22 protein-coding genes and 1 pseudogene are annotated in these 24,151 nt (G+C 52.3%); 10 read left to right on the top strand and 13 right to left on the bottom strand.

Annotated elements, in window-relative coordinates; all coding sequences use genetic code 11:
• Positions 1–21 precede the first annotated feature (21 nt).
• From H6F57_RS01270 to H6F57_RS01260, 3 genes are all read right to left on the bottom strand, one after another.
• Complete coding sequence (locus H6F57_RS01270) at positions 22–714, bottom strand: manganese catalase family protein (RefSeq protein ID WP_190624801.1); 693 nt, start codon at positions 712–714, stop codon at positions 22–24.
• Between the two features lie 362 nt (positions 715–1,076).
• Positions 1,077–3,149 (bottom strand): hypothetical protein, encoded by a 2,073-nt coding sequence (locus tag H6F57_RS27870; protein WP_190624800.1) that lies wholly within the window; start codon positions 3,147–3,149, stop codon positions 1,077–1,079.
• Positions 3,150–3,549: 400 nt separating this feature from the next.
• Positions 3,550–4,038 (bottom strand): hypothetical protein, encoded by a 489-nt coding sequence (locus H6F57_RS01260; protein WP_190624799.1) that lies wholly within the window; start codon positions 4,036–4,038, stop codon positions 3,550–3,552.
• A 454-nt stretch (positions 4,039–4,492) separates the two neighbouring features.
• On the opposite strand from H6F57_RS01260, the gene H6F57_RS01255 reads away from it, so the two are divergent.
• Entirely contained in the window at positions 4,493–5,032 is a 540-nt protein-coding gene (locus H6F57_RS01255) for a WGxxGxxG family protein (RefSeq protein ID WP_313933545.1), read from the top strand.
• A gap of 460 nt (positions 5,033–5,492) precedes the next feature.
• Here H6F57_RS01255 and H6F57_RS01250 read toward each other — a convergent pair whose 3' ends face one another.
• The 4 genes from H6F57_RS01250 to H6F57_RS01235 all read right to left on the bottom strand — a co-directional run bounded on the left by H6F57_RS01250 (position 5,493) and on the right by H6F57_RS01235 (position 8,567).
• On the bottom strand, positions 5,493–6,575 hold the full coding sequence (locus tag H6F57_RS01250) for an amidoligase family protein (protein ID WP_190624797.1): 1,083 nt from the start codon (positions 6,573–6,575) through the stop codon (positions 5,493–5,495).
• 3 nt (positions 6,576–6,578) lie between these two features.
• Positions 6,579–7,118: a hypothetical protein gene (locus H6F57_RS01245; RefSeq protein WP_199289471.1), complete on the bottom strand. Its 540-nt coding sequence runs from the start codon at positions 7,116–7,118 to the stop codon at positions 6,579–6,581.
• Between the two features lie 108 nt (positions 7,119–7,226).
• Positions 7,227–8,126: a polysaccharide deacetylase family protein gene (locus H6F57_RS01240; protein WP_190624796.1), complete on the bottom strand. Its 900-nt coding sequence runs from the start codon at positions 8,124–8,126 to the stop codon at positions 7,227–7,229.
• 228 nt (positions 8,127–8,354) lie between these two features.
• On the bottom strand, positions 8,355–8,567 hold the full coding sequence (locus H6F57_RS01235; protein ID WP_190624795.1) for a hypothetical protein: 213 nt from the start codon (positions 8,565–8,567) through the stop codon (positions 8,355–8,357).
• 58 nt (positions 8,568–8,625) lie between these two features.
• Here H6F57_RS01235 and H6F57_RS01230 point away from each other — a divergent pair, with 58 nt between their 5' ends.
• The 3 genes from H6F57_RS01230 to H6F57_RS01220 all read left to right on the top strand — a co-directional run bounded on the left by H6F57_RS01230 (position 8,626) and on the right by H6F57_RS01220 (position 12,027).
• A complete protein-coding gene (locus tag H6F57_RS01230; RefSeq protein ID WP_190624794.1) occupies positions 8,626–9,957 on the top strand; it encodes an NAD(P)/FAD-dependent oxidoreductase in 1,332 nt (443 codons plus the stop codon).
• A gap of 218 nt (positions 9,958–10,175) precedes the next feature.
• Positions 10,176–11,234 (top strand): AI-2E family transporter, encoded by a 1,059-nt coding sequence (locus H6F57_RS01225; protein ID WP_190624793.1) that lies wholly within the window; start codon positions 10,176–10,178, stop codon positions 11,232–11,234.
• 136 nt (positions 11,235–11,370) lie between these two features.
• Complete coding sequence (locus H6F57_RS01220) at positions 11,371–12,027, top strand: GIY-YIG nuclease family protein (RefSeq protein WP_199289470.1); 657 nt, start codon at positions 11,371–11,373, stop codon at positions 12,025–12,027.
• Between the two features lie 146 nt (positions 12,028–12,173).
• On the opposite strand, the gene H6F57_RS01215 is transcribed toward H6F57_RS01220, so the two are convergent.
• Genes H6F57_RS01215 through H6F57_RS01205 form a run of 3 tightly spaced genes read right to left on the bottom strand, consistent with a single transcriptional unit; the run spans position 12,174 to position 15,037 of the window.
• A complete protein-coding gene (locus H6F57_RS01215) occupies positions 12,174–13,046 on the bottom strand; it encodes an alpha/beta fold hydrolase (protein WP_190624792.1) in 873 nt (290 codons plus the stop codon).
• A gap of 32 nt (positions 13,047–13,078) precedes the next feature.
• A complete protein-coding gene (gene fabG / locus H6F57_RS01210; RefSeq protein WP_190624791.1) occupies positions 13,079–13,801 on the bottom strand; it encodes a 3-oxoacyl-ACP reductase FabG in 723 nt (240 codons plus the stop codon).
• Between the two features lie 45 nt (positions 13,802–13,846).
• Positions 13,847–15,037 carry a thiolase family protein gene (locus H6F57_RS01205; RefSeq protein ID WP_190624790.1) on the bottom strand — a complete coding sequence of 397 codons (1,191 nt, stop codon included), beginning with the start codon at positions 15,035–15,037 and terminating at the stop codon, positions 13,847–13,849.
• 331 nt (positions 15,038–15,368) lie between these two features.
• On the opposite strand from H6F57_RS01205, the gene H6F57_RS01200 reads away from it, so the two are divergent.
• Entirely contained in the window at positions 15,369–15,632 is a 264-nt protein-coding gene (locus tag H6F57_RS01200; RefSeq protein ID WP_190624789.1) for a hypothetical protein, read from the top strand.
• Between the two features lie 343 nt (positions 15,633–15,975).
• On the opposite strand, the gene phaC is transcribed toward H6F57_RS01200, so the two are convergent.
• Positions 15,976–17,028 carry a class III poly(R)-hydroxyalkanoic acid synthase subunit PhaC gene (phaC, locus tag H6F57_RS01195; protein ID WP_190624788.1) on the bottom strand — a complete coding sequence of 351 codons (1,053 nt, stop codon included), beginning with the start codon at positions 17,026–17,028 and terminating at the stop codon, positions 15,976–15,978.
• A 285-nt stretch (positions 17,029–17,313) separates the two neighbouring features.
• Between phaC and H6F57_RS01190 the strand changes: the two genes are divergently transcribed.
• The 3 genes and pseudogenes from H6F57_RS01190 to H6F57_RS28210 all read left to right on the top strand — a co-directional run.
• Positions 17,314–18,267: an SDR family oxidoreductase gene (locus tag H6F57_RS01190; RefSeq protein WP_190624787.1), complete on the top strand. Its 954-nt coding sequence runs from the start codon at positions 17,314–17,316 to the stop codon at positions 18,265–18,267.
• A 32-nt stretch (positions 18,268–18,299) separates the two neighbouring features.
• On the top strand, positions 18,300–18,938 hold the full coding sequence (locus H6F57_RS01185) for a poly(R)-hydroxyalkanoic acid synthase subunit PhaE (RefSeq protein WP_190624786.1): 639 nt from the start codon (positions 18,300–18,302) through the stop codon (positions 18,936–18,938).
• A gap of 109 nt (positions 18,939–19,047) precedes the next feature.
• A pseudogene (locus H6F57_RS28210) lies at positions 19,048–19,449 on the top strand (transposase); the annotation flags it as partial.
• A gap of 150 nt (positions 19,450–19,599) precedes the next feature.
• On the opposite strand, the gene H6F57_RS01175 reads toward H6F57_RS28210, so the two are convergent.
• Together H6F57_RS01175 and H6F57_RS01170 are read right to left on the bottom strand one after the other, a co-directional pair.
• Positions 19,600–20,523 carry a glycine zipper domain-containing protein gene (locus tag H6F57_RS01175; protein WP_190624785.1) on the bottom strand — a complete coding sequence of 308 codons (924 nt, stop codon included), beginning with the start codon at positions 20,521–20,523 and terminating at the stop codon, positions 19,600–19,602.
• Between the two features lie 418 nt (positions 20,524–20,941).
• Positions 20,942–22,273 (bottom strand): MFS transporter, encoded by a 1,332-nt coding sequence (locus H6F57_RS01170; protein ID WP_190624784.1) that lies wholly within the window; start codon positions 22,271–22,273, stop codon positions 20,942–20,944.
• Positions 22,274–22,755: 482 nt separating this feature from the next.
• Here H6F57_RS01170 and H6F57_RS01165 point away from each other — a divergent pair, with 482 nt between their 5' ends.
• The gene (locus H6F57_RS01165) at positions 22,756–23,142 is read left to right on the top strand and encodes a DUF559 domain-containing protein (RefSeq protein ID WP_190624783.1); all 387 of its coding nucleotides are present in this window, start codon (positions 22,756–22,758) and stop codon (positions 23,140–23,142) included.
• Between the two features lie 112 nt (positions 23,143–23,254).
• On the top strand, positions 23,255–24,094 hold the full coding sequence (locus tag H6F57_RS01160; RefSeq protein WP_190624782.1) for an AraC family transcriptional regulator: 840 nt from the start codon (positions 23,255–23,257) through the stop codon (positions 24,092–24,094).
• Positions 24,095–24,151: the final 57 nt, after the last annotated feature.

The following is a 24,151-nucleotide window of genomic DNA, read 5'->3' as shown; positions in this document are numbered from 1 at the left end:
TGAAGAGAGGTCAATTCAGCCTTAGTTCCGAGATGCAACTGGGTCAGCAATATACTTAAAGTCAGGCTCAGAGTTCCAGGGGCCACGCTCATCTTTACCGCTGTCATCGGTAGAGAGATTGTAGTAAAGGTTTACCGTTTCGTCGGGCTGAATGTTGCCAAACATTGGATCGGTCAGCTTACCCATCGCATCTAAGGCGTTCATAAACATCTTAGTGTGAGAAATTTCCCGCGTTAGCAGATGGGTGAGGGTTTTTTTGGTGCCCTCATCGGTAGCTAGTTTAATCAGCGATTCATAGGTCTGGCGAGCACCAGCTTCCGCCGCAATGTTGGCGCGCAGGTCTCTAACGACATCCCCACCTTCATTGATGTAGCTGGCTGTCCAGCTACTGCCCTGGCTGTCGAGGAAGTGAGGCCCGATGCCGCGAACAGCAAAGAGTGTGCTGTTGTAGGCTGGGGTTTGGTCGGTATTTTTGGTGTGAATCTCGATAAGCTTACCCACCATTTCTAAGTGGCCAAACTCTTCGATCGCAATGTCTTGGAGCATGTCTTTAATGCTGGGGTCTTCAACGTGGAAGGATTGTACCCAGTATTGAAGAGCAGCCGTGAGTTCACCGGTGGCCCCACCAAACTGCTCTAGCAGCAGTTGAGCAAATACAGGATCGGCCTCATTAACTTGAACGGTATGAACAGGATCTTTTTTATGGAAAAACATAGGTTCCTCTGGTGTTTTTGGGTGACTACAGAATTAAGCTTAATCTCAGAGGTAAACACTTCTTTGATTTTGCTGGCGAAAGGGTAATATACAGCAGCATCAAACGAAGTCGGAGCAGCAAAAAACAGCCCAAAATCTGGCCAAAAATGGCCAGCTCTTAAGCAAAAATTTGCTCTCTAAAGTTGATACTCTAAGCTTTGATTTGCCTTGAAATTTGGCTTGGCCAAAGCTGCTTACCCTTGCCTTCAATCGACTGTGCCTGACTACACCTTAAGGCCAGACTCAAAAACCCTCCTCTATATATATAGGGAGAAATTTCTATCCCAAATATAGAGGCGGCAACTATATCTCTCAGATCGGGCTTAAACAAAATTGGCTGCGGTAACATCAACAGCATCGGTCAATAACAACTTCGTCATCACATCAAACGAGGTCGCATTTAAGACAAACGTATTGCGCGCCTCTACCCCCGTGCCCTGGGCCAAGATGACATCAAAAAAGGTAGCGTTGGTGAGCTTGTCAACCGCTGGGTCAAAGTCCAGCACGGTGGTGATACCAGCGCCATCAAATAGGCCAAAGGTGTCTACGCCATCCCCGCCAAAGGTTGTGTTGTTGCCTGCGCCACCATCGAGCAGATCATTGCCGCCAAAGCCGAATAGGGTGTCGTCGCCACTGCCCCCTAACAGGTTGTCACTGCCGTCAGCCCCTTCAAAGGTGTTAGTTCCGGCCAGGCTCCGCGTATCGCCGCTGACGTGGGTAATGCCAGCAAACTCACCGCTAAAGGTGTTGTCCTCAACGACAATGTCAGCAAATGTTTCCGTTGGCTCGCGATGGTCAAAGGCCACCGCTGCGGCTGCGATCGCAGCAAAACTGTTGTCGCTAATTTTAATGTCAGATTGTGTGCCCTGGGCTGGGGTGCCCTCTGCGGCCGCTAACCGAATGCCATAGAACGCATTGGAGAAGCTATTGTCAACGATATCAACTGCCGACAGATCGCGATCGTCTAGGGTAACGATGCCGTCGTAGGCTCCAGAAAAGGTGTTGTCGGCAATGGTTACATTAGTGGTGGAATTAGCAGAACCGTCAACATCTAGAGAGAGCTGGAGGTTATATCGGGCGGCGGTAAAGGCGGCTATTTCATTAGAAAAGTCTGTTACCCCCAGATCGACGACGTTGCCTAAAACTTCGACATTTTGAGAATTATCGATTTGAATGCCTCGCCGACCTACAACAGCGGCATCGTCATGAATGCCGACATTGTCAGCAATTAGCAAGCCATCAACATTGTCAATCCGCATAATCGAGGCATCGTTGCCGGTGATGCCGTCGAAATAATTATTGGTGATTGACCAGTTAGAGCCACCCGATATTCCCCCGCCGGTACCAAAGCCATTGGTGATAAAGGTTTGATTGTTGTCGGTCAGTCCGACAAAGTCGTTGAAGGCAATCGTAATGTTGTTGAAATTAACGCTGCTGTCGCCGCCCCCACGAATCGCAGCTGTATTGTTAGTGAACTCAAACCCCAGAATAGAAATATTGTCGTCGGCTAGGGTAAACGAGCCCGCAAGAATTGATTCGGCACCGCGAGCCGCATCGTTGCCAGCCTGCTCAAAATTGGCCCCAACTAATGTGATTGCTTTATCGAGGGTGACATTTTCGCTATAGGTGCCTGCTGCTGCCAGCAGCGTGTAGCCATCGGCAGCAGCATCAACCGCCGCTTGAATGCTGCTGAAACCACCTACCAGATTATTGTCAGCATCAAACAGTTGTAGGGGTTGCAGCGATACGCCCGTAGTTAAGCCAGCCACCAGCGTAATATCGGGGTCAAACCTACCGATTGGCAAGGGGCGATTGAACAGATTGCCCAGCAGATTTGAATGTTGGGTCTCGTTTAGCTTGACTACACCTTGACCATCGGCACTATCGACTGTGTCGGTTTTTAGCAAGCTCACAATTCGGATGGCATCAATCGCTTCTCCGGTAGCTAAGCCAAAGTCGCTTAGATCAAAAGCCGTAGCAAACAGCCCCGTGCCATCTGCGGGGCCGTTGACGGCAGTTTCGTCATAGCTATCAAAGAACTCGTAGCGAAACGGAGTGAACAGTCCGGTGGCGGCATTGCGCACGGCTACGGCGTAATCTTCCGGCGCTCTAGCAAAGCCGTTCTCGTAGACGACAAAATCATCCCCCGATTGGTTGACGGGGCCAAGGCCAGCGTTCCAGGTTAGCTCAAGGGTTGAGCGATTAAAAAGATTGCCCAAGGCAATGGATTGCCCATTGCTGCCGCCGACAAGTGAGCCGACTGTGTTATCTAAAAGCTCTGGAAATTGCAGTCCAGACCCAAAGAGGAGCGTTCTGGATGCTCCATCGACAATCGAGCCATCGGTGACTAGATCAGTCTCGTCAAAGGTAAAGCCAGCGATCGTAAATGTAGACATAGCAATTTAAGCCCCTTGGTAAGCACACCTGCCTTTTATAGTGAGGGATTATCAGGCCTTATGGGTAAAGAGAAATAAAGAAAGGGTATATCTGGCGAGATCAAACAAACTGAAATAAAACAGTTGCGTGAGTCGAGCCAAAGTTTTAAAATTTAATATACATAGCTTTTGAATATCTTACTGAGATGGCTTAACTTATTTGGCAACATTAAAGTCTCCCAAGCTAAATTTAGTTAGCCCAGGAGACGTTAACGTTAGGTTTTTATAGAAGGAAAGGCGCTTGGCAGGGTAAGCGAGAGCTTTGCCAATATCACCTCACCATTCCAGCCGCTTAGCTCTATCTTCCTAAGCCCATCCTCAGTAAGGGGATGGTTTAGTGAAGAGTACTACGGGCTGAGGCTTAGGCCGTCACAGGGGGCTGACCGAGAGCTTGCTGAGCCTTGATCACGTCGTCATGGCTGCCTTCAACAATCAGCTTATATTCCCGAGGCAGATTGGGGTTGCCCTTCATTTGCTGACGAGCTGGTTGGCGAGCCTTTAGCGTGCGGCCGGCACCGACACCAAACACACCACCTGCGATCGCACTGGCGAACACCGCAATTCGGCTGGCAGCAGACGATGGGTAGTCACCCGTTAGCTGGAAGACGATGATGATGGTGGCAATCAGTCCCACAATGCCACCTAGGGTAAATCCCATCAGCAGGCCTGCCTCTGGACCCATGGTGATGCCCTGGGCGGCTAACTGGAGGTCAGCGGGGATACTGTCATCAATCAATATTTTCTGCCCGTTGAGACCAGCTGCCTGAATCGCCTGTTTAGCCTGGTCGGCTTCTTGGCGGGTCTTAAATACTGCAACTATCTCTCGATTTCGCGTTAACTGTGCTGTCATAGGAATAACTCCTTAACTGTAGTTCTACTTTCAAGTCAAACCAGAGCATTAACTCTTCTCTCTGGTTTCGCCTTGGCTTTGTTCTCATCTCTGTATAGTGACGATCCCGACGCTGGCTATGCTCTGTAAATAGGTAGACTTGATTGCCTTCGAGGGTTGTTACTAGAGGGATTTCGGCTCGTTTGGGGTTTTGGCCAACACTAGTCAAAAAAAGCACCAGCAGGCAACTGTAGTTACTTAGCGAGTCTTTAAGAACCCAATTAATGTTGAATTTGGGCTACGGCATGGCTATTTAGGGGAAAGAAAAATACTGTTTTCTTAGCTCTTTTTCTGCAAAAGCTGTTGATTGAAAGAGTCTTAAAGCCTTCTCATCATTGGGTAGATGATTAGTAGGCATAAACCTCTAACCGAGGATGAATAACAGCTCCATAGAAACCGTCTAGGTTGTAGGCATATGGGTTTGCTTTGGTGTCAAGAGCCACGCGTTGGGCTTGAATACCCAGGGGCAAATCAGATGCCTTTCGTTTTTTTAGGAATTTGGTTTATGAAAAGCAATGCCTTGTCGATATGGGTTGGTAGTAGTGCGCTGGCACTTGGCCTAGCGCTGACCCCATCTATGTTGCCTGCCTCTGCCCACACAACGACCTCTGACACAGGTGATGTGGCAACCTCCGAAGGAACAACGCCTAGATCAACGGAGCCTGGTGAAACCTCCCCTGACCCTGTGACCCCAACCGCCCCCGGCACGGTTGACCCAGCGACTTCCGGCACGGCTTCTCCTGATGCCACAGCGCCCAGTGAGACCTATGCTGACCCAGTGGCTCCAAACACAACAACGACAACTGCTGGAGATAATGACTCCTCAAGCTGGGGTTGGCTGGGCCTCTTAGGACTGCTTGGTCTGAGTGGTTTGGCAAAGCGTAAGCGCCCAACACCGGTTTACACTACTGAAGATCGCGTGGTTGACCATCCTTCTGCCGGTCCTCGTATTTGAGGTTAGGTAGTTAGCGTCAGTGCAGCGATGGCGACGGCAATAGTTTGACTGCTTAAGAAAGGGTGCTGTTTAGCACCCTTTTCTTGTGACCGTAGGGACTACAGCGACAAAGCAGTATATTGCAGCAGTTAATTTAGTTGGGACACTTTGGCAGGCGAAATCCTCTGGTAGGGACGTTGCAGTGCAATGTCCCTACGCCAAGCCTGTCTCAACCTAAGGGATGTTTGCAATAGACGGTGAAGTCTGTGTTAGGACATTCATTTTCGGGCGTTGCTGAATCAAGGAATGAATCTGCAACGCGGTAGGTCCCTGCATCGGCCCCCTAAATCCCCCAACTTTGGGGACTTTGAAGTTGTCCGGTGGGTAGGGGGGCAAATCATACCGCTGATCAGCAACGCCCATTTTCGCACTTCTGCTAAGGGTTTTATTCCACAAGTTGTTCTGGGCTAATCTTCCATAGCTATAGCTGACGTAAAAATTGGGATGATGGTAGGGCTTGATGGAGCGCGTTGAGGCCGTTTATCCCTACTGACCAAGGGTCGTTGGGCGGTACGGGGGCTGGGTCGATCGCTCGATTCACTAGGTCAGCCATGAGGTCAATAGCGTCTAAAAGTGGTGGCAGAGTCAGGTAGACCGGCAGAATGCGCATCTCAAAGGTGTGTTTGTGGCGGGGGGCATAGACAATATTTTTGAGGTTAAAGTCGCAGTACTTGGTGAGTGGCACGGTTTTTAGCCGTTCTCTAGCCTGCTCCCAGGGCAGGTCGCTCCAGCTTGGGGTTTGCACCAGGGTCAGCAGTTCAGCTGGCCAAAGCCCCAGTCGTTGACACCGAGGGTTGCTGCCCACAAGCGACTTTAGGGTGGGGCCAAAGGCCCACAGCAGGTTGACCAGGTTGCGAATTGCCGGGGCAGAACAGAGGGGAGCCGCGTCAAAATGCAGGTGGGTTGCGCCTTCCACTGGAGCGTAGAAGTTGAGCTGCTGGGCAATTTGCAGGTAGGTCTCTAGCTGGGGCAGCTGAGCGTAGGTTAGGGGCGGGGTGATCAATTCACAGGGACGCTCTCGTTCTCCAGGCAGCGAGGTAGCAATGGCAATGGGTGGCCCCAGGTCGTCGGCTAGTTTGACCATGCCCTCTGGCCCCTGCTGCAACTCTAGGCCCAAGGTCTTGGCGACGGGCTGCAACACCTCGGCCAGGGGCAGATTAGCATCGCTCAGGCGGCTAATGATCTGCATAAAGCGAATGTCGTCGCCGACGATGCGATACCAGTCGGGCTTGGGGGGATGGGTGCGATCGCAGTCGGCTTGCAGAGTCAGATCATCGACACACCAGGCGATCGCCTGATGCTGAGCATCGCGCACCTCAAACCCCAGAGTGAGATTCTCTAGCACTGGCGTGCCGACAATCTGGCTGTGTTCTGACTGGGGATAAAACACGCGGCTAACGCTGCCCCCATGAGCGGCGGCGATCGCCTCAGCCAGAGCCTGGCGACTAGACCCTCGGGGGGCCATCAGCTCAATTTCTAAGCCAACTCTGCCCGCTAGGGTCATGGCTTAGGGCTCGGGCGCAGCCAGCTCCAGGGCATAGTCAACCTCGTCGGCGTTGCCCATAATTAGGTTGCGCTCAATACGGAGCTTGGCCTCGTAGGGGGTAGCGTCGCCCCAAAATTCGGCCAGGGCAGCGGCGTCATCGTAGGTGTAGCTGGTTTCGCTGTAGAAGCGCAGCTCGTCAACTGACTGGAGTGACTCTAGGCGGGCATCGAGCAAAAACTGCTCAAGCAAGGCCACATCGGCCGGCCCCCAAAGAATCTTGCGGCCCATGCGAGCCTTGGCTTCATCGACATCTTGGCCCCAATAGCTGGCCAGCTGAGCGGCATCCCAGTAGGTGTAGCCACTGCTAAAAAAGGTGTCTAGCTCGGACTGGGCATAGTTTTGGCTAATCTCGCTCTCGTCACCCTTGAGCATGGCTTCGGGCAAAGCGCTGAGGGATCTCTGAGATTGGCCAGCGGGGTCGGCGGCCAAGGCGCTGCCGGTAGTGAGAATGGTAGCGATTGCCAGCAGAACAGATAGATGGAGCGTTTTAGAATATTTCACAGAGTTTGAGCCAAGTTTGCTCCATCATAGGCGGAGGGGCTTGGTTTTTCAGTAGTTTGTAACGAATGCCGCTTTACCCTTCATCAAACGATGCCCTGGGAATGGGCGCTAGGGAATGATGTCGGCTAACTCGCTGAGGGTGTGGGCGGCGATCGCACCAGGATGGGTCAACCACACCCGATTGGGCTGGTTGCTCGCCACACTGACAATATGTTGCAGGGCGCGGCGCAGGTGCCGCAGTCGAAAGGGCTGCCCGACAAGGTAAGGGTGCAAGGCAATGCCATACACCAGCGGCTGCTGGTGAGACTGCCCTAGCATCTCGTCAAAGTTGTCAATAATCATCTCGGCAAAGTCTTTGGCGCTCACCCGGCGCACAGCGATCGCCGGTATGTCATTGATTTCTTGGGGATAGGGCACCGAGAGCAGGCGGCCGTGCCGGGTCTTAAACCAAACGGGCTGGTCGTCTTGACACCAGTCGAGCAAGTAGGTGTAGCCCGCCTCCTGGAGCAGGTCGGGGGTGACGGTGCTCTGGGCAATCCAGGGGCTAAGCCAGCCCTGGGGCGGCTGCCCTTCGCGCTCGGTCAGGGTCTGCGTCGTTTCAGCAATCAGGGCGACTTCGTCCGCCTCGCTCAAGGCACTCTGGCGCTCGGAGTTGGTGCGCCCATGGGCAACAATTTCATCGTTGCGATCGCGAAAGGCCGCCACCACCTCTGGGCAGTAGTCGTAGATCGCCGAGTTGACCAGCAGCGCCACCGGCAACTCTAGCTGATCAAACAGCTCCAGCAGTCGCCAGACGCCCACCCGGTTGCCATAGTCACGCCAGGCGTAGTTTAAGACATCGGGCTGAGGGCCACCGGGGGCCAGCTCAGCGCCCAGTCCTTCGCCAAAGGCAAAATGCTCTAGGTTGAGCGCGATGTAAACAGCCAGCCGTCGTCCGCCGGGCCAATGGTAGTCGGCCCGCTGCGTAATGGCCGAGTAGGGGTAGCGTCCGTGGTGAGGCAGCGGCAAGGCTTAGGCTCCCAAATTTCAGCAAGGGCACGCCTGGAAGGTTAGCAGAAACTACTCAAGAAAAGGGCTAAGGAGAACAAAAGCCTTGCTCAAGAGTTGGCTGCAACCCACCTAACCCCTCTCATCCTCAATCCTTCTTGGCTACCCCGATTCAAAAGGGCGAATGCAATAAAGCCTCTGGCTCGGCTGTGCCTACGCCCCTACGGTTTGGCCTTCTGGCACGCGGGGTTATGGGATTTGGATTTGGGTATCCGGGGTGAACGCTCCAGCGCTCAGGCTGGCGTCACTGCCCTGGGGACGAGGGCTGCCCAAAAAGTCTAGAACCGCCTCGGGATTGACCGGGCGGCTATAGAGATAACCTTGGGCTTCGTAGCAGCCAACCCCCCGTGGTACTGTCTCAACCAAATACCAAGAGGTGAATTTGTGCAAAAGGGAGGCCACCAACGTATTATCACGAGAACAGAGCACGCGAAAACATTGCCGTTCTTGGTGAGTGCGAATGATCGACACCTCATCGCAAACTATTGTGATTGTCGGTGCTGGGCCAGCCGGGCTATTGCTAGCCCACTATCTCCTGCGGCGGGGCGATCGCGTGCAGATCTACGATCGCCGCCCCGACCCGCGCCAGGTGGCACCCGACCAACAGCGATCGTTTCCCATTTCTCTGCAATATCGGGGGCGGCGGGCCTTACAAGGCATTCCGGGGTTAGAAGAGGCGATCGCTGAATATAGCGTGATGTGTCAAGGCACCTACCTACATCGCAAGGGCAAGACCCGCCGCATTCTGCGCAAACACCCCATTCTCACTATCGATCGCAACCGGCTGGTGCTGGTGCTGCTAGAGCAGCTCGTCGCTCGCTATCCTGACCCGGCGCGGCTGAGTCTAACCTTTGACTGCACCTGCCAGGGGGTCGATAGCCAGACCCAGACCGTGAGCTTTCAGGCCGCCGATGGTCAGAGCTTCACCGTCAATTACGATCGCCTAGTTGGGGCCGATGGGGCCAAGTCTTGCGTCAGAGCCGCATTAGTAGCTGAGCATGGCCTTAACTGTCAACAGACCTACGTGCCCGATGCCTACAAGTCAATTTTTCTAGCGCGCACCAACCCTCAGCAGGGTGTTGAGCTGGCCCCAGACTTCATCCACGCCTGCAACATGGGGGGCGATGCGCGCATTCTGCTAGCTCCGCAGCCGGGCGACCAAATGCACGGAGCCTTCATTTTTAATGCCAAAAACAGCCCGTTTGATGGGCTAAAGACCAAGGCCGATGTGCTCGACTATTTTGCCGCTCGGCTGCCCACTTTTCGCTCCTTGCTCAGCGAGGCCGAAGCCGAGGCTCTGCTGCAACGCCCCACCGCCCGATTGACGACGGTAACCTGCGATCGCTTTCACCACGGCGATCGCATCTTGATTTTGGGAGACGCTGCCCATGCCGTTTCGCCCTCCATTGGCCAGGGCTGCAACTCAGCCCTGCAAGATGTGGAATGGCTGAACCAATTGCTGGATCAATATCAGGATGATTGGTCGCAAGTGCTGCCCCAGTTTTCTCAGCAGCGGGTAGTCGAAGCCCACGCCCTGCGAGATCTGTCAGACTACTCCTTTCCGCGCAGCAAAGCATTAGTGCTGGAGTTTTTTCTGCGGCTCACTGTAGGTCGCAAGCTCCACCAATGGTTTCCCAAACGGTTTTCACCCTTTGTGTTTGACCTCGTTTTAGATACAGATCTGAACTACTCAGAGGTGCTGCGCCGCAGCCAGGGGTGGATCAACAAAGTCAAACGATCGATGTTGGCAGAGCCTGCACCAGCTCAACTCAGTCAGAGTTTGACGAGGTAGCGAGGCTGGCCGCGATCGCACGCCAAAGCAGGCCAAAACTCACCTGACCAGATCGCGCCAAAGTTACAACGTGACGCTTCACAACTGTTCCCTTAAACAGAGGCAGGGGCGGCTCAAACCGCTTATTATCGGGCCAGGTGAGCTACGTCTGGGGCGGTAGTAACTCATCATCTGGAATAGCTCACAAGCATTACCTATGGACCACTGGAGACAGACCTATGCAGCTAGGGAAATGGGTCGGCCTGCTGGCCCTAGGGGTCTCTATCTATTTGCTCTGGGAAATTCGCCAGGTGCTGCTGCTATTGTTTGCAGCGGTGGTGATAGCGACTGTGCTCAACCGGGTAGTGCGAGTCTTGCGGCGGCTGCGGATTAAACGGGGACTTGCGATCGCAATCACCATTGCCCTGCTGCTGCTGATCGTCTTTGGCCTTTTTGCCATCATTCTGCCTCGATTTCTTGACCAACTTCAAAATTTAAGTGGCCTGCTGCCAGCGGCGCTCGAGCGCCTCAGTACCATTTATGACTGGTTTCAGGGCCGCATTCCCGGCATTGTCCTAGGAGAAAACCAGGGGATAAACCGCCTGCTAAATGAAACTCAGGCGCTGGTATACAGCACATTTGGTAATTTTTTCACTATCCTCAACTCGTCGCTCAATGCGGTAGTCAACCTATTGCTGGTTGTAGCGGCTACCGTTATGCTGCTGGTCAACCCTGGCTCCTACCGGCGCACCGTTATCTCTGCCTTTCCCGCTTTCTACCGCGATCGCGTGAACGAAATTTTAAACAAGTGCGAACATTCTTTGGTGGGCTGGTTTCAAGGCACTCTAGTAGGCATGGTAACAATCGGCACTCTGAGCTACATTGGGCTGCTAATTTTGGGGGTGCCGCTGCCCCTGGTCAATGCCATTCTTGCTGGGCTGCTAGAGATTATTCCTAACGTCGGCCCCGTTATTAGTGCTGTTCCAGCCATACTACTAGCCCTGCTAGATGCTCCCTGGAAAGGGCTTGCTGTGCTGATCTTATACTTCTTCATCCAGCAGTTTGAGAGCCTGGCCCTCATGCCCATACTCATGAAACGAACCGTAGCACTTATGCCCCTGTTTACGCTGCTTTCGGTTGTCATATTTGCCGCCTTATTTGGGTTGCTGGGGCTATTTTTGGCTGTTCCACTGCTGATTGTGGTACAAACCTGGCTGCAAGAAGTGTTGGTTAAAGATGTGATGGACTCTTGGGAAGCCCCCATTACTACTAGCCGAGGTCGGCTGCACCAGCGATAGGCTGGGCTCAATTTCCGTGGGCGAGCGACCCATGCCTTCCTTTAAGCGTTCACCCCGCTGCCTTCCCAACGCTTTAACGTCGCCGGTTGATGCAATTCGGACGATAATAAAGCCGTGTTATCACCCAGGCAAACCCGTGACCTCTGAAAAACCAGATGCGCCAGATGCGATCGAGCATCAGAACGTCCCTGTTGAGCATCGCAGTCTCCACGACTTTTTGTATAGCGCCGCCGACGAACATGCTGCCGAAACAGCTGCCGCTCCACCTACGGCTTCTACCGGCAATAGCCCCCTACCCATTGCCGACTGGTGCGACCAAACTCAGGATGCCAAGGTAACCGGGGTCTATGCCGTGCTCGATCGCGAGGGTCAGACTCAGTTTATTGGCATCTCTCGCAACGTCTCTCTATCGTTGCGCAGTCATCTGCTCGAAAAAGGCGAGGCGGCCTGTGCCCTAGTCACGGTGCAACCCTTTAGCTTTCCTAACAGAGAGGTGATGGCGGCCCTGCGGGATGAATGGATTGCTGCTTTGCCCAGCCCCCCAGCTGGCAATGTCGACGGCACCTGGGATGGCACCGTGGGTAAAGCCGTCACCCAAGCCATGTCTGCCGCCGAACGCGAAGCCTACGAAGCTAAAAAACTCAAGCTCCGCCGCGCTATGGCCGATGGCTCACTGGCGAAAGAGCAAGATGCAGCCCAGGCCGCCGACCCCAAAGCAGATATGACTGCCGCTATGACCGATGACAACTGGAGTGCCCTAATTCGCGATCAAACCGAGCAAACCCAGTCATAAGCCCTGAAGTGCAGGCGTTGTGTAGGTTGGGTGGTGCGCTAGCAAAACCCAACCCAACCCAGTCTGTCGTTGGGTGACCCTGCGTTTCACCCGACCGTAGACTTGGCCTACGCTAGAGAGCCGGCGGTTGTCAGGGGCGATTCTGTCTATGCTTCGGTGTAGACACGGGTTAGAAACGGTTTGAGGGCCGCTAAAAAGAGGTCTGGCTGCTCAATCTGTGGCAAGTGACCCGCCTGGGGAATAATGCTGAGCTGTCCTTGGGGAATGCGTTTTACCGCCGCTTGGGCTTGGTATTTAGGCAAGATGAGGTCATTTTCACCCCAAATAAGCAGGGTTGGCATGGTTAGCTGCGGTAGATCGTCGAGCAAGACGATGTGTTGCCCAAAGATATTTGACAGGGCGCGGAGGGATGATAGGGTGGCCTCTAAAAAGCCAGGCGTCTGGGTCAGCTTGTCTTGCATCGCGAGCCAATCGTCGGGGGCCTTCTGAGGGTTGGCATACATCAGGGTAGTTCTGGCCCTGACCCGCAGTTGGGCGTTTACAGGAAGTTTGCTCCACGCGATCGCCACCTCGCCATAGACCGGCAGCGTCATTTGAGTGAGCAGGGGGTTCACGTATGGCCCCAACCCGGCGCTATCAACTAGCACCAGGGCCGCCACCTTTTCGGGATAGTTTAGCGCCATGCGCAAACTGACCAGCCCGCCGAGAGAGTTGCCAACCAATATGGCCTGCTCCAGGTTGAGGGCGCTAAGAAAATCCAGGACGAATCGGGTCAAGAAATCGATCGAATAGGCGCGATTGGGCTTGCTGCTTTCTCCTGCGCCGGGAAAACTGGGCGCATAGACCCGGTACTGAGAGCACAGATCGGGCAGTACCCAGTTCCAATCAAAGGCGCTCTCACCCGTACCATGCAACAGCACCAGAGGAATATCGGGTTGCCCTTCGGCGGTAGCAGACTCGTAGTAGTGAATCGTTAAGCCGTTGATGTCGATCCGCTGCTCTCTCACGTTGGGTTCCACAGGTTACTCCTTGTCTTTGTAAGTGTGATGGGCTAAGTGTGATGGGCACCGTTGACCCGTAAAACTGTGCCGGTCACGTAGCTGCTGGCAACGGGCGAGAGTAGAAACGCAACTGCCCAGGCAATCTCTTCGGGCTTACCAAAGCGGCGGAAGGGAATGTCTTCTAAAATACGCTCTTTGACGGCATCGGGAATGGGCTTGAGCATATCGGTTTCAATAAAGCCGGGGGCAACGGCATTGGCCCGTACTCCGTAGCGGGCTGCTTCCCTGGACAGAGATTTGGTAAACCCAATGGCGGCAGCCTTAGAAGCCCCGTAGTTGATCTGGCCAACATTGCCCCGTTCCCCCGAAATCGAGCTAATGCACACCACCGAACCGGCTTTCTGCTCGTACAGCTTGGGCACAATCGGCCTCAGCGTGTTGTAGAGGCCGGTCAAGTTGGTGTCGATAACATCGTCCCAATCCGTTGCGGTGAGCTTAGTAAAGACGCGATCGCGGGTAATGCCCGCATTGGCAACCACTCCGTAGATGGGGCCGAGGGCTCTCTCTACTTTTTCGCTCACGGCATCCATGGCTGCTGGGTCGGTGACATCGGCCTGAAGGGCCAGCCCTGGTAGCTGATCGTTATGGTTTTGGCGATAGGTGTAGGCTACCTTGGCCCCCATCGCGGCCAGTAGAGTCACGATCGCAGATCCGATGCCTCGGCTGCCTCCAGTAACTAAAACAGTGGCGTCTTCCAACCCTAGGGAAAGCATGCGGTGATCTCCTTTTTGTTGCCAGAGGCATTTTTAACAACTGCGTTAGAGCGTTTCTAGGCCAATAGCCGTGCCGCCACCGCTGCCGTGGCAGACGGCGGCTAGGCCGAGGTGGCCGTTCTGGTGCCGCAGGGCATTGAGCAGCGTGACAATAATGCGTGCCCCCGAAGCACCAATGGGGTGACCTAGGGCGATCGCTCCGCCATAGATGTTGAGTTTGTCGTAGGGCACGTCTAACATGCGGTGAAACAGCACGTTGCTGAGGGCAAAGGCTTCGTTGTTTTCAAACAGATCAAAATCTTGAATGGTGAGCTTGAGCTTATCCAACAGCTTCTGCACCGCTAAAATAGGCACTTCAGGAAAACGCCAGGCTTCACCCCCGGCCCAGGCTCCGCCCAAAACCCGCGCTAGGGGCTTGAGCTGGTAGCGCTCTACGGCAGCCTGGCTAGCCAGCACCAGGGCGGCGGCTCCATCGGAAATCTGGCTGCTGTTGCCTGCCGTAAATACACCCGCCTCTTGAAAAGCGGGCTTGAGCTTAGCCAGGCTGGCCAGGCTAGTGCCAGCGCGAATGCCTTCGTCACTGTCTATCCACTGCAACCCCTGCTTGCTGTCAATTTGAATGGGGGCAATTTCTTGTTTGAAATGCCCTTTTTCGGTGGCGATCGCCGCTCGTTGCTGAGAATAAAGGGCGATCTCATCTAAATCGTGTCGGCTAATGCCATAGTCGGCGGCCAGGCGCTCGGCCTGGGCGCCCATCCCCTCTGCCGAACCAGGATCGGTCAAACCATCGTAGAGCAAAATATCGGTCAGCTGCTCTGGGGCTCCCAGCAAAAACTTATAGCCCCACCTGGCCCGGTGAGACAGGTAAAAACCGCTCTGGGACATTGACTCCATACCGCCAGCTAGCACCAGATCGGCTTCGCCAGCCCGAATTGCCGCCAGCCCATTAATGACGCTCATCATGCCCGATGAGCAAACCATGTCTACGGCATAGCCATTAACAGTTTCAGAAATGCCGGTTTTTAAGGCCGCCTGACGCGGCAAAGACTGCCCATGCCCGGCTCTCAAGACGTTGCCCAAAATGTAGAGGTCCAGCGCGTCGCCTGGAATACGGGCCTGATCTAAGGCGGCTCTCATGGCGATCGCACCCAAATCTACCGGAGAAAACCCAGCTAGACTACCCCCGAACCGGCCTAGAGGCGTGCGAACGGCTGAAACAACATACGCTGATTGCATTGGTATCCCTTTGGAGTTAAATGAATTGAATGAGCAACGGCCTTAGACATAACCAAATTTGTAAAATAGAAAATCAAATTTTTTACTTTTTAGGGGTACATGTCACTCTAAGATCCTTCTATGAAGACACGGTTTCTTTCATCTCTAAACACGAAATTAGAGAGAAAACTTTCTTTCACGTAAAGCCTCTTTTCATAGTGTGATAACCCGCTAAAAGTGTTTTGTCAATGAAAATTTTTTGGTAAAATGATTGTCGATTTGAGAATTTTAGTTATATTAAGCCTAGTGGCGCCAAAGCAATTCTGTTGAAAATATCCTAAGGAGAAAAATCATGCATTGGAGCAGCAACCTAGAGCAATTCTTAAACCAGCTCAGCGAACTTCAAAGGGGAAGCTTTTCCAGCTTTAACGCGGCAGTTTCAGATATGCAAAAAAATAGTATGACCAACGCTCAGGGGGCAACAACTAGCACCCTGAAGCTTCAGGAAGAGGTAGTCAGTAGTTCTTTAGAACTTCAGGCCCTTCTAGCCCGTCTGACGCTTGAAAACCAGAAACAGCTGTGGGACGGCTACTTCGGCCTGTTTCGCAATCTGTGAATTCTAGAGAAATTTTGCCAGGTAAGAGGCTCTAAGCATTTTTTGTTTAGGGCCTCTTTGCATTTTAGGTCTTGCTTTAATAACTCAAAACCTTGTGCTTATCTTGGTCCGAAAACACAGCATTTTCTTGCAACATAGGGTGAAGCCCAACGCTAAAGAAACAAGGGCTTAACAGCGATCTGAGTACCTCGCTAGTTCAAAAATGCTGTAGCTAAATAAGAGGCGGTATAGTCTCCTAAAGTCTATTTACCGTTGTCCTCTCAGGCTATCGTCCCAAAGATAGATTCCAAGACAATGAGGGTTACAGCTTCAGCGCTTAAACTCCTTGCTGAGATAGCGCGAATCAAGGTCTCGCCTGAATCCATTCGGCTATGGTGGGGGGCAAGTTCGATTGCACCTTGCTGCTGACATATAAACCAATATGCCCAACCGGAAAGTTGCACACGGTGTAGTCTTCGCTACTGATATACTGCCCCAGGGCTAGGGAGGAGGCAGGTGGAACCAAATGATCTTGCTCAGCATAGATATTGAGAACAGGCATAGAAATATTCTTTAGGTTTACGGTCTTGCCGCCGAGTTCAACCGTTCCCTGAATCAGCTTGTTGCCCTGGTAAAAGTCTTTGATAAATTGGCGAAATGCTTCCCCAGCTTGATCAGGGCTATCAGAGATCCACTTTTCCATTCGAAAAAAGGTCAGGAGCTTATCGTCATGGTCAATCAGCTCTAGGAGATCCACATATTTTTGTACCCCTAGCTGAAAGGGCTTCAACATTAAGAAAGTAGCGCTGAGAAAACTGCCCGGCACATTCCCAAAGACCTCAACCAACAGATCTACGTCAATGGCTTGCTGGCCTGATGCAGCTCCTCCCCAAATATTCAAAAGCCCCTCTTGCCGATGAAAATCGACTGGAGCGGCCATGGTAATGAGAGTGTTGACTTTGTGGGGGTAAAGAGCCGCATAGCATAGGCTAAATGTACCACCCTGGCAAATTCCTAGAACGTTAAGGCGATCTAGATTATGGCGGTTACAGACAATATCAACGCAGTTATTTAGGTAGCCATTGATATAGTCATCTAGTGTTAGCCAGCGATCGCCCCGGCTTGGATAGCCCCAATCGATTAGGTAAATATCTAAACCTAGCTTGAGTAGATTATCGATAAACGATCGCCCTGCCTCTAAATCAGCGATATAAGGACGATTGACCAGGGCATACACAATTAAAATTGGGGCACTTAAGGGAGTTCTGTCTTGGGGTTTAAAGTGATACAAAACCAGCTTATCTTCCCGATAAACTGCTTCCTTTAATGAAAACCCTGGTTGAACATCCTCCCCTAAGGCGATGTACCTTTGGCTGACTTTCACCCCTTTTTGAATAAAGTCAACGTTACTGTACATTCTGCCCTTTCCCCGCAGGCGTGGGGGTTCATGGGTAAGCAGTTCTATTTAAATTTACTCTGCACGCAAAAACTTCTCCCATTAGAGAGATAGTGTTCACCCCTATTGACCTTTTAGGTTAAGGGCGAAAGCTTTTTCCCCTGAGCACACGGTAGAGCCTGATTTATCAAGAGAGTCTGCCAAACGAATATCGGCATAGGTCTGAGCTATTCTTTTGCCGGGTTATTCGTCATAAAAGGTGCTAAGTCTCAATTTTGCTTATCTTTCAATCAGGAACTACTTCTCATGCAGTTAAAACCCATTGACCAACAGGTAGTTGCCATCGCTGGTGCCACCAGCGGTATCGGCCGAATTACGGCTCTGCGCTTTGCTGAGAAAAAAGCCAAGCTCGTTATCGCCGGACGCAGCGAAGAAAAGTTGGCCACGCTCAGCCATGAGATTCAGCGATTGGGCGGTGAGGTTACCTCGGTTCTGGCCGATATTTCTGTTTTTGAGCAGGTCAAGGCGATCGCCGATCGCGCGATCGAAGCCTACGGGCGCTTAGACACCTGGGTGCATGTGCCTGGGGTTGTGATTTTTGCGCTCTTTGCAGAGCTCACCCCCGAAGAATTTAAGCGAGTCATAGAGGTGAATCTGATGGGGCAGGCCTACGGGGCCATGGTGGCGCTACCTCACCTGAAGCGCGAGGGCAGAGGCGCACTCATTCACATTTCATCGATCGAGGGGGTGCGATCGCTGCCTTACCAAAGCGCCTACTCGGCATCAAAGCACGGGGTTGAAGGATTTCTTGAATCTCTACGGGTGGAGCTGATGCACGAAGCACGGCCCATCAGCGTGACCAGCATTAAGCCAGCCGTGATCAATACTCCCCTCTGGAACAATGCCCTCACTAAGCTGGGGGTCAAGCCGATGGGGATTCCCCCCTACTACTCCCCAGAACTGGTCGCCGACGCGGTGCTCTACTCAGCTACCCATGCCACCCGTGACTACTATGTGGGCGATTCGGCTAAGGTGCTGAACGTACTGCAACGCCTTTCCCCCGAGCTAGTCGATGCCCTACTGCTGGGGGTGGGCTTTAAGTATCAGCGCACTGACGAGCCCAAGGCGGCTAGCGATCGCAACAACGTATACGAGACAGTTCCCGAAGAAATTCGGGTTGATGGAGACTTCAAAGACTGGGTTATACCCAGCTTTTTGGATGGACTGATGAAAGTTTTTACGGCAGGCGGTCGCTACTAGGACTGAGTTTTTATACAACCATTGGGGCTGATATGGAGTCAACCGAGCAGGGATGGATCTATCTCAAAGGACTACAAACCCTAAGTCAGATTTGTCTAGAGTCACTATGGCAAAGCCTATTAGCAACACCATCCGGGGAAGCCGAAACCTCTGCTGAGTATATCGCGTACCCAGCTATCCTTCAGGATCTTCAACGCCTATTCTCTCTCTCATTAAAACATTTTTTAGGTCACGACCCGTCTAATCTTGGCTCTACCAGCGACCATGATTTTGCTCACCAATTGCTCAAAACATGGGAGGCTTGGATTAAGTTTCAGCAAGCAAGTTTTCAGTACCAGGGTGTACAAGGCGCTGTCTGGGTACAGACCTTCGATCAGTTAATACAAGTGTTAGCCTCTCCAACCTCTCCAGAGGTCAAAATTCAGACCTGGCAACAGCTGCTGCGGGTTTGGAGCCGCCTCTTTGATCAGGTATTTGCCCAAATATTTCGTACTCCAGAGGCCCTCAATATTCAGAGAAAATCTCTAAACTCAGCCCTACAATTTCGCCTGCAACAACAAAAATTAGCTGAGATTATCCTTAAATTTTACGACCTACCTACCCGCAACGAAATAGACGACATTCACCGAAGTATTTACGAACTCCGCAAAGCTATAAAAACTCTGCAGTGAAGCAGGTGGAGCAGAAGAGGGCGGGGTTAATAAGGGCGTCGCTAGATATAGGTATAAATCAGACCTGCAACATCTCTCGTAGGGGCAAACGGCCGTTTGCCCTTACCCAGGGCGTAAGCGCCATCTCGTTGTCGATTTACAGGGCTTCACGATTGGGGTGGTCGTTACTAAAGCGAATGCCTCCGAGCGTTTAGGGGCCGTCGTAGTGCTAGACAAAGGGCAGGAGAAGTTGTCTCGGTTAGAGGTGATTTGGGTTGACCAAGGCTATTCAGGGCCAAACTTCAGGCGGGCTGTGCAAGCCGTCTGCGGAGACTAAGTTCGCGTCGAGGTGATGGAGCGAGAATCCAAGACCTTTGAGGTATTACCGAAGCGTTGGATCATTGAGCGAGGTTTTGGATCGCTGAACCGCCATCGACGGTTGAGCAAGGACTATGAGTTGCACACTGAAACTGCTGAAGCCATGATCTATGGGGCTTTTATCCGTCTAATGCTGAATCAATTGGCTGCTTAAGCTTTACTTTGCAAATCAGCTCTTAACGGGGTTGGCCGTACTTGCATTTAATTTTACCCGCCTACTTGGTAAGTAATGAACAAATATAAAAGTTGGGGAGCACCCGAAAAGGTGCTCCCCAACTTTATAGGTTACTGAGAATTCAAGGAACTAAAGATTCCCTTGATTCTCGTGGAGTTTTTGCTCAATCAAAGGATCTGTCCAACCCTCTGGCTTCGTATTAGGCGAGGGTTCTTGTAGGGACGTCTTTGCCGCTGAAGCTGCGCTACTGGCAGCATTTTTAGCTTTTTGAGAGGTTTGATCGATGGTGTTTTTGATCGCAGGTTTTAAATCATCATTAATTGCTCTTTTGGCAGAATCTGTGACTCCACGAACGTCTGCTTCGTCAATTTTGCCTTTTACAGACTGGCTAACACCGCGGACATCCGCTTCATCAATTTTGCCTTGCACAGATTGAGTTACGCCGCGCACATCGGCTTCGTCAATTTTGCCTTGAATAGACTGACTAACACCGCGGACATCCGCTTCATCAATTTTGCCTTGCACAGACTGAGTTACGCCGCGCACATCGGCTTCGTCAATTTTGCCTTGAATAGATTGACTAACACCGCGCACATCCGCTTCGTTAATCTTCTGCTTTGCAGACTCAGCTAGACCTTTGACATCGGTTTCATCAATCTTTGCTTTAACGCTATCAAGGGTATCTTCAACCTGATGGGTAACGGTTTCAGCTACATCCTTGATTGAACCCGCTACGTTTTCTACTTGCTGGTCCATGCCTGTAGCGGCTTGATCACCAATAGCTGCACCTGCGATCGCGCCACCTACAGCGCCAATGGCTGCACCCACTTTACCGGCGACCATTCTACCAACTACCGCGCCTGCAACACTACCTCCGGTTGCGCCAACAGCTTTGGCTACGGTATGCTCACCGCTTTGATGTTTTTCGGTTTCCTCTGTCTGCTCAGATTGGGCTGTCTGCTCAGATTGGGCAGAAGGGAAGTCGGTAGCCTGAATCACAATCCTCTCATCAGGCTGTCCAGTTGGATTTTGATTACTGCTTGTACTCGTCATAAAGCAAACTCTCCTGAAAGATAACTTTCTCTTATTTCTGTCTAAAGCTTATCAATCAAGACCAAGTGATGTATCGTCTCAAGGGCCAGTCTTTCTAGAATCTATTTCTGTCAATGGTTATAGGCTTTGCTACCAATTTGGTCTTCTAACGCTCAAGTAATCATTCGCTGACATTGCTTGTAGCTCCTAATACTGATTCAGTAAGGATTCTGAAGGAATTAGGCCAGATGAACCTAAAATCTTGAGAACTAATAAGCTCTCTTAATGAATTCAAGGCTAATTGAGGCAGAATAACAGCTAGAACGCATGGCTAAAACCGTGCTTGATAATCATGCACTAGGCGAAGCTTAGCTAATGAGCGAACCAATGGGTATGCCCGGAGCAACACTCACTCCCAGGGCATATTCCAAACGACTCATCATGACTTCTTGGCTTCAAGTTGAACAGTATCGACGTAGCGCTTTTGATAATTTGACGCCAGTTTGCGGTAGGCGCTCGATCGCATGGCCAGCACCGTTACCACCAACCCCACGAAGCCCGTCAAGGTAAATAGCAAGGCAATGCCGCGATCGGTGCCGGTGCCAAACCAGGGACCAATTAAGTCGACCCCAGCCCCGGTGGTCATAAAGGGAATAAACAGAAATTGGGCGATCGGGCCTATCATAAATGCCGTGAGTGGAGAGGCCGCCTGCTCAATACTCTGGGCAAAGCCAAACACCCGTCCCTGGCGCTCCAGCGGAATCATCGTTTGCAGGATCAGTTGTTCTGAAGCTTCGACCACAGGAATTAGGCACAAGTACACCAATAAACCAACCGCCAGCAAAATAATTGACGGCTGAATCGTGAAGCCCATCGCGACTATCCACATCACAATGTTGGATAGAAACATGGTTCGCAGGGGGCTTTTGCCTAACCCAAACCGCGCAACTGCCAACCCACCAACAATGAACCCTAGGCTCAAGAACCCCCACACAGCGCCCCAAACCTGCACCGACACTAGAGATAGCCCGTAGGCATCCATCAGCGACATAAAGACGCCGCCCAAAAAGTTGTTGAAGCAGTTAAAAAAGATCAGCGCAAACAAACCCGGCACCAGGCGAATCACCTGAATCGTGCCTCGAATATCAATGTGATTAGGCTTCGCCTCGGTTTGGATAATTCGCTTCTCAGGAATAGCAATGGTGCACAAATGGAGGATAGTCAGGACGCTGAGCACGATCGCCATTACCAGCATCCAATACATGCCTAAAAACCCGATCACTAGCCCGCTGACAATAGAAGCTCCCAAAAAAGCCACCCCATTGATGGTGCCAACCAAGCCATTAGCTTTGTCGCGCTCCGCTTCAGGAATCAGCACCGTTACCAGAGTTGGCAGGGCGATGGTGCGCAGGTTTCCGGCGATCGCCCCCATCAGCGCCAAAACGATAAATCCCCAGAGAATGGCACTAGACGCGTCGGCAAAAATAGCCGTTGGCGCAGATACATAAATTAGGTAGGCGAGAGCGTACATCACCAGTGAACCAGCGCTAGAAATCAGCAGGGCTGTTTTTTTGCGGTAGCGATCGACCAGCGACCCTAAGAAAAAGCCAGAAACGGCGACGGTGACCAGATATATCCCAGCCATCACCGAGGTCGCTAGCACCGATTGAGTTTGCAGGTAAACCCAAAACGTGACCCCAAACCAGACCAAGGTGTTGGTTAGAATCGCCACCAATGAGTTCGCCAAAATGGCATAGAAAACGGGTTTCATTTAATCTTCTTCACCCCACCTACGATTTAAATTGTGTCAGTCAGAGCTGCATCTGAGCTTGGCTTAAATAAGACAAGGGGTGAGACAAACGGTCTTTGCCCAAGAGCATAAAAGCAATCAACCTGGATTCAGCATCAAGCCGCTTCTGACCTAAGGTTTGCAGATCTACCAAAGCATCAATGGCAGGCTTGTAGTATACATACTACAACACGGCGTGGCAAGTTCCCTCGCCTTTAGGCTTCGCCTAGGCGCACCCCTTGAGGCTCCGCCTCAACCAATGAAGGTAGAGCCTCCGTCGGAGTTCTTAGGCAAAGGCTGGAAGGGTGCTAAAGTCCCTCTCCCAGGAAAGGGGAGGGGCTTTAGGGAGAGGGAAAACTTCAGCAGAGAGCAAGCTACCTTCCGCTAACCTTGCCCTCCATCCCCCAACCCCTTCCTCCCAAGTCGGGAGGAAGGGGAGTAGACGCCCTCAAAGTTCCTCAAGCATGGCTGCCCAACCAACAGAGCGATGGCAAATTTCCGAAGACCTGCGACGCCGCATGGTTGAAGTCGCTCGCCAGCTTAGGCAAGAGCAAACCTTTACCGAAAACCTATTATGGCAACAGCTTCGGCGTAAACAACGCGGTTACAAAGTCCGCCGTCAGCAGCCGATCGGCCCATTTGTTGTTGATTTTTATATTTCTCAGGCACGGTTAGTTATCGAGATCGATGGGTCAAGTCATGCCCACAGAGCAGACCGCGATCGCCAAAGACAAACACTACTTGAAGAACTTGGCCTGACCGTACTGCGGTTCACAACCGACACCGTTGAACATGACTGTTCCACAGTACTTACAGACATTGACAAAGCCGTCAAAACCCTATCACCATAACCCCTCAAAGTCCCTCTCCCAGCTTGGGAGAGGGGTTTGGGGAGAGGGCAGAGAGGAATGAGGAATATCGCCGCTGCGCTTAAATAGAGAATCCTGCCCTTTACAAATTGCGATGGTCGCCGAAACGGAATTTGCCCAATTGTGGCAGTCCAGCCTGCCTGGCGTTGAGCTATTTAATGCCCAGCTCTATCACCACACCTTTGCCAAGCACATGCACGAGGCCTACACCATTGGCTTCACCCATTTGGGCCTAGGCGGCTTTTTCTACCGGGGCGATCATCACTATGCCTGCCCCGGTAGCTTCAAACTGATTCATCCGGGCGAAGTGCACACTGGGCAGGTGCAGGCTGAGGCCGGCTGGGGCTTTCGCAACCTCTACATCAGCGTGCCAAAAATGCAGCAGATTTTGGCTCAGCTAGAGTGTCCGGGGCTGCCCTACTTTGCGATCGCATTACAGACCAGCACCGATGCAGTTGGGCAGGCTAAGTTTAGCCGGTTGTTTGTCGCCCTTAGCCAGCCCACACTTCAGCTAGAGCGAGACTCTCTGCTGCTGGAGTTGATGGCCTATTTAATCGATCGCTATGGCGATCGACAGCGCCGATGGCGGCGGTCAGAGCCTAACAGCGCTTTGGCCCAAGTGCAAACCTACTTAGAAACCCACTACGCCGACAATATTTCTATCGACACCCTGGCACAGCTGGTGGGGCTCAGTCCCTACTATTTAATCCGCAGCTTTCGGCGGCAGGTGGGGTTGCCGCCCCACAGCTATCAGCGCCACTGGCAACTGGTGCAGGCTAAGCGATCGCTCCACACTGACCAATCGATCGCCGATATTGCGATCGCCCATGGGTTCTACGACCAAAGCCACCTCAACCGTGCCTTTAAGCAGACCTTTGGCGTCACCCCTGGCCAATACCGTCAGGGCAATTTTGTCCAAGACTACGGCTTCTGAGCCTCGGTAGGCTGGCTAGGCAATCCGAATTCAAAGACTTCAATTTGAAGTAAATAC

Source organism: Leptolyngbya sp. FACHB-60, from assembly GCF_014695775.1.
Lineage (GTDB): Bacteria > Cyanobacteriota > Cyanobacteriia > Phormidesmidales > Phormidesmidaceae > Nodosilinea.
Note: the sequence above shows the minus strand (reverse complement) of the source record. Positions and strands in the feature narration are given on the sequence as shown.